We start from the raw sequence: 5,823 nt of genomic DNA on the forward strand, positions 1-5,823 counted from the left end.
TGTCCGGCGGCGACCTACTCTCCCACACCCTCCCGAGTGCAGTACCATCGGCGCAGTGGGTCTTAGCTTCCGGGTTCGGTATGGGACCGGGCGTTTCCCCCACGCTATGACCGCCGTAACTCTTCCACCCACACCAACACCACAACAGTGTCGGGGGGAAAACTAGTCACATGCCATAAACCAGAACCACGAATGGTCCCTGGTGGTGCAACATGATCAAACTATTCTATTACAGACCCACCCCATGAAACCAACCAAAACAACCCCACGAACAGTGGGAATCAACACACACCCCCAGAGAATCGAACCCAAGGGGCGGGTGTTTGGTTGGCTACCAGGAGTTGTTGTCCGGCAACCGCATAGTGGACGCAGCATATCTTGCCCACACAACCCGAAAGCCGTGTGGTGAATTGTGGTGTAAGTCATCGGCCTATTAGTACAGGTCAGCTCCACGGGTCTTTAGTCCCCGCTTCCACGTCCTGCCTATCAACCCAGTGGTCTAGCTGGGGGCCTCTCACACTCAAGGTGTATGGAAATCTCATCTCGAAGTGGGCTTCCCGCTTAGATGCTTTCAGCGGTTATCCCTTCCGAACGTAGCTAATCAGCGGTGCACTTGGCAGTACAACTGACACACCAGAGGTTCGTCCGTCCCGGTCCTCTCGTACTAAGGACAGCTCTTCTCAAATTTCCTGCGCGCGCAGCGGATAGGGACCGAACTGTCTCACGACGTTCTAAACCCAGCTCGCGTACCGCTTTAATGGGCGAACAGCCCAACCCTTGGGACCTACTCCAGCCCCAGGATGCGACGAGCCGACATCGAGGTGCCAAACCATGCCGTCGATATGGACTCTTGGGCAAGATCAGCCTGTTATCCCCGAGGTACCTTTTATCCGTTGAGCGACGGCCGTTCCACAACGTGCCGCCGGATCACTAGTCCCGACTTTCGTCCCTGCTCGAGCTGTCACTCTCACAGTCAAGCTCCCTTGTGCACTTACACTCGTCACCTGATTGCCAACCAGGCTGAGGGAACCTTTGGGCGCCTCCGTTACTCTTTAGGAGGCAACCGCCCCAGTTAAACTACCCATCAGGCACTGTCCCTGACCCAGATCATGGGCCGAAGTTAGGAATCCGGTACGGCCAGAGTGGTATTTCAACGATGACTCCACGAACACTGGCGTGCCCGCTTCAACGTCTCCCACCTATCCTACACAAGCCGCACCGAACACCAATACCAAACTATAGTAAAGGTCTCGGGGTCTTTCCGTCCTGCTGCGCGTAACGAGCATCTTTACTCGTAGTGCAATTTCGCCGAGTTCATGGTTGAGACAGCGGGGAAGTCGTTACTCCATTCGTGCAGGTCGGAACTTACCCGACAAGGAATTTCGCTACCTTAGGATGGTTATAGTTACCACCGCCGTTTACTGGGGCTTAAATTCCCAGCTTCGCCCCGAAGGGCTAACCGGTCCTCTTAACCTTCCAGCACCGGGCAGGAGTCAGTCCGTATACATCGTCTTGCGACTTCGCACGGACCTGTGTTTTTAGTAAACAGTCGCTTCCCCCTGGTCTCTGCGGCCCCGATCCCCTCACACCAGCAAATGGTGTTCAAGGTTGGGGCCCCCCTTCTCCCGAAGTTACGGGGGCATTTTGCCGAGTTCCTTAACCATGATTCTCTCGATCGCCTTAGTATTCTCTACCTGATCACCTGTGTCGGTTTGGGGTACGGGCGGCTTGAACCTCACGTCGATGCTTTTCTTGGCAGCATAGGATCACCGGATCACCCGCCGAAGCGGGCGCCTATCGGGTCTCAACCATCATGAACGGCGGATTTACCTACCATTCGGCCTACACCCTTGGACCAGGACGATTCCATTGCCTGGCCCGGCTACCTTCCTGCGTCACACCTGTTAATACGTTGACCTCCCTGGCTCGGGTCCCGCGCCTTGCACCCGGTACCTTCCCCGAAGGGAAGATGGTGGGTGCTCGAGGCGGTTAGCATCGCCAGTTCAGTAGGGACGGTTCTTCACCGGTACGGGAATATCAACCCGTTGTCCATCGACTACGCCTGTCGGCCTCGCCTTAGGTCCCGACTCACCCAGGGCAGATTAGCTTGACCCTGGAACCCTTGATCATTCGGCGGACGGGTTTCTCACCCGTCTTTCGCTACTCATGCCTGCATTCTCACTCGTGCCGTCTCCACCACTGGTTCACACCGTGGCTTCACTGCCGGCACGACGCTCCCCTACCCACCCAGGCGGCTGGACCACGAAGGCCTACCTATATACCTGGATGACGCAACTTCGGCGGTGTGCTTGAGCCCCGCTACATTGTCGGCGCGGAATCACTTGACCAGTGAGCTATTACGCACTCTTTCAAGGATGGCTGCTTCTGAGCCAACCTCCTGGTTGTCTTCGCAACTCCACATCCTTTTCCACTTAGCACACGCTTAGGGGCCTTAGTTGGCGTTCTGGGCTGTTTCCCTCTCGACTATGAAGCTTATCCCCCACAGTCTCACTGCTGCGCTCTCACTTACCGGCATTCGGAGTTTGGCTGACGTCAGTAACCTTGTAGGGCCCATTAGCCATCCAGTCGCTCTACCTCCGGTAAGAAACACGCAACGCTGCACCTAAATGCATTTCGGGGAGAACCAGCTATCACGAAGTTTGATTGGCCTTTCACCCCTACCCACAGCTCATCCCCTCCATTTTCAACTGAAGTGGGTTCGGTCCTCCACGCGCTCTTACACACGCTTCAACCTGGCCATGGGTAGATCACTTCGCTTCGGGTCTAGACCGCGCCACTGAACGCCCTGTTCAGACTCGCTTTCGCTACGGCTTCCCCACACGGGTTAACCTCGCGACACGGCACTAACTCGCAGGCTCATTCTTCAAAAGGCACGCCGTCACCACAACAAGGTGGCTCCGACGGATTGTAGGCACATGGTTTCAGGTACTATTTCACTCCCCTCCCGGGGTACTTTTCACCTTTCCCTCACGGTACTTGTCCGCTATCGGTCATCAGGAAGTATTCAGGCTTACCAGGTGGTCCTGGCAGATTCACACGGGATTTCTCGGGCCCCGTGCTACTTGGGATACCAATACAAAGCGGCGGAGAACATTACAGCTACAGGACTAACACCCTCTATGGTCCGGCTTTCAAACCGATTCGCCTATGCACCCGCACCTCACTCCTCCAGTCCGGCAGAACTGGAACGACTGGTCCCACGACCCCGCCCATGCAACGCCCGCCGGCTATCACACATGGAACGGTTTAGCCCCATCCGCGTTCGCTCGCCACTACTAACGGAATCACTATTGTTTTCTCTTCCTGCGGGTACTGAGATGTTTCACTTCCCCGCGTTCCCTCCACGCAGCCTATGTGTTCAGCTACGGGTCACACGACATGACGCCGTGCGGGGTTTCCCCATTCGGAAATCCTGGAATCAAAGTCCGGTTATCGACTCCTCCAGGCTTATCGCAGATTCCCACGTCCTTCTTCGGCTCCTGATGCCAAGGCATCCACCATGCGCCCTTAGAAACTTGACCACAAAAAGGTCAATTCACAAGAGCATTTGATCGAGAGAACCACCAACAACCACACCCCGTAAGGCGCCCTGCTGGGGGTTCTCAAATAAATTGCTTTCGCAAACACGATAAAAAAACCACATAACCACCACCGGCCCGAAGGCAAAAGGCAATCACATGGCATCCATCGTCCTTGCAAGATGCTCGCGTCCACTATGCAGTTGTCAAACAACAACCCCGTCACACCCACCACCACGACACCAAAAGATCATCGCGGCCTAGGCCATGCGCGGGAGCCAAAACAAACCAGAACCAACCCCCCACCACCAACACACGGTCGATACCAGGAAATCGGGCCTGTTGTTTCAGGGCCCAACAGTGTGCCATGGACTCAGAACCCACCAGCCCCCGCATCGTTCCAACACCACCAAAGCAGTGCGTACTAAACAACAGGGAACCAAAGATCCCAAGCCACAATCCGTTGACATTCCACCCATGAGCGCCCGCCTACCAACACAAGTGGCAGAAACGGGCTGAACTGAACACCACCACCAGGACATGCGCCCTAAATGGTCAATGCTAGTTGCTCCTTAGAAAGGAGGTGATCCAGCCGCACCTTCCGGTACGGCTACCTTGTTACGACTTAGTCCCAATCGCCGGTCCCACCTTCGACGGCTCCCTCCCAAAAGGGTTGGGCCACCGGCTTCGGGTGTTACCAACTTTCGTGACTTGACGGGCGGTGTGTACAAGGCCCGGGAACGTATTCACCGCAGCGTTGCTGATCTGCGATTACTAGCGACTCCGACTTCATGGGGTCGAGTTGCAGACCCCAATCCGAACTGAGACCGGCTTTTTGGGATTAGCTCCACCTCACAGTATCGCAACCCATTGTACCGGCCATTGTAGCATGCGTGAAGCCCAAGACATAAGGGGCATGATGATTTGACGTCGTCCTCACCTTCCTCCGAGTTGACCCCGGCAGTCTCCCATGAGTCCCCACCACTACGTGCTGGCAACATGGAACGAGGGTTGCGCTCGTTGCGGGACTTAACCCAACATCTCACGACACGAGCTGACGACAACCATGCACCACCTGTGAACCGGCCCCAAAGGGGAAGGACTGTTTCCAGCCCGATCCGGCCCATGTCAAGCCTTGGTAAGGTTCTTCGCGTTGCATCGAATTAATCCGCATGCTCCGCCGCTTGTGCGGGCCCCCGTCAATTCCTTTGAGTTTTAGCCTTGCGGCCGTACTCCCCAGGCGGGGCACTTAATGCGTTAGCTACGACGCGGAAAACGTGGAATGTCCCCCACATCTAGTGCCCAACGTTTACGGCATGGACTACCAGGGTATCTAATCCTGTTCGCTCCCCATGCTTTCGCTCCTCAGCGTCAGTTAATGCCCAGAGACCTGCCTTCGCCATCGGTGTTCTTCCTGATATCTGCGCATTTCACCGCTACACCAGGAATTCCAGTCTCCCCTACATCACTCTAGTCTGCCCGTACCCACCGCAGATCCGGGGTTGAGCCCCGGACTTTCACGGCAGACGCGACAAACCGCCTACGAGCTCTTTACGCCCAATAATTCCGGATAACGCTTGCGCCCTACGTATTACCGCGGCTGCTGGCACGTAGTTAGCCGGCGCTTCTTCTGCAGGTACCGTCACTTTCGCTTCTTCCCTACTGAAAGAGGTTTACAACCCGAAGGCCGTCATCCCTCACGCGGCGTCGCTGCATCAGGCTTTCGCCCATTGTGCAATATTCCCCACTGCTGCCTCCCGTAGGAGTCTGGGCCGTGTCTCAGTCCCAGTGTGGCCGGTCACCCTCTCAGGCCGGCTACCCGTCGTCGCCTTGGTAGGCCATTACCCCACCAACAAACTGATAGGCCGCGAGTCCATCCCCCACCGATAAATCTTTCCACCACCTCCCATGCGGAAGGAAGTGAATATCCGGTATTAGACCCAGTTTCCCGGGCTTATCCCAGAGTCGGGGGCAGGTTACTCACGTGTTACTCACCCGTTCGCCACTAATCACCCGGTGCAAGCACCGGGGTCATCGTTCGACTTGCATGTGTTAAGCACGCCGCCAGCGTTCATCCTGAGCCAGGATCAAACTCTCCGTAAAAAATTACAGACACAACCAACATCCCAAGGGAAAACAAGGGAAGGGCTGCACCAAGTTACATAAATCCCGGCAAATATGCCTCCACGGATACACGGGGTGCACCCATAAAGACCATTCACCAATTTATAAAAAAATCGGTGTCAACAAACATGGCACACTATTGAGTTCTCAAACAACAGAC

At 55.7% G+C, this 5,823-nt stretch carries 3 rRNA genes; all 3 read right to left on the reverse strand.

Annotated elements, in window-relative coordinates:
• Position 1 precedes the first annotated feature (1 nt).
• A 5S ribosomal RNA gene (rrf, locus tag ACT3S2_RS15595) occupies positions 2-118 on the reverse strand.
• Positions 119-412: 294 nt separating this feature from the next.
• A 23S ribosomal RNA gene (locus ACT3S2_RS15600) occupies positions 413-3,542 on the reverse strand.
• Positions 3,543-4,115: 573 nt separating this feature from the next.
• Positions 4,116-5,642: ribosomal RNA gene (locus ACT3S2_RS15605) — 16S ribosomal RNA — on the reverse strand.
• The 16S, 23S and 5S rRNA genes sit together here, the layout of an rRNA operon.
• Between the last annotated feature and the right edge of the window lie 181 nt (positions 5,643-5,823).

It is taken from the genome of Arthrobacter sp. AOP36-A1-22 (genome assembly GCF_052377615.1).
Lineage (GTDB): Bacteria > Actinomycetota > Actinomycetes > Actinomycetales > Micrococcaceae > Arthrobacter_H.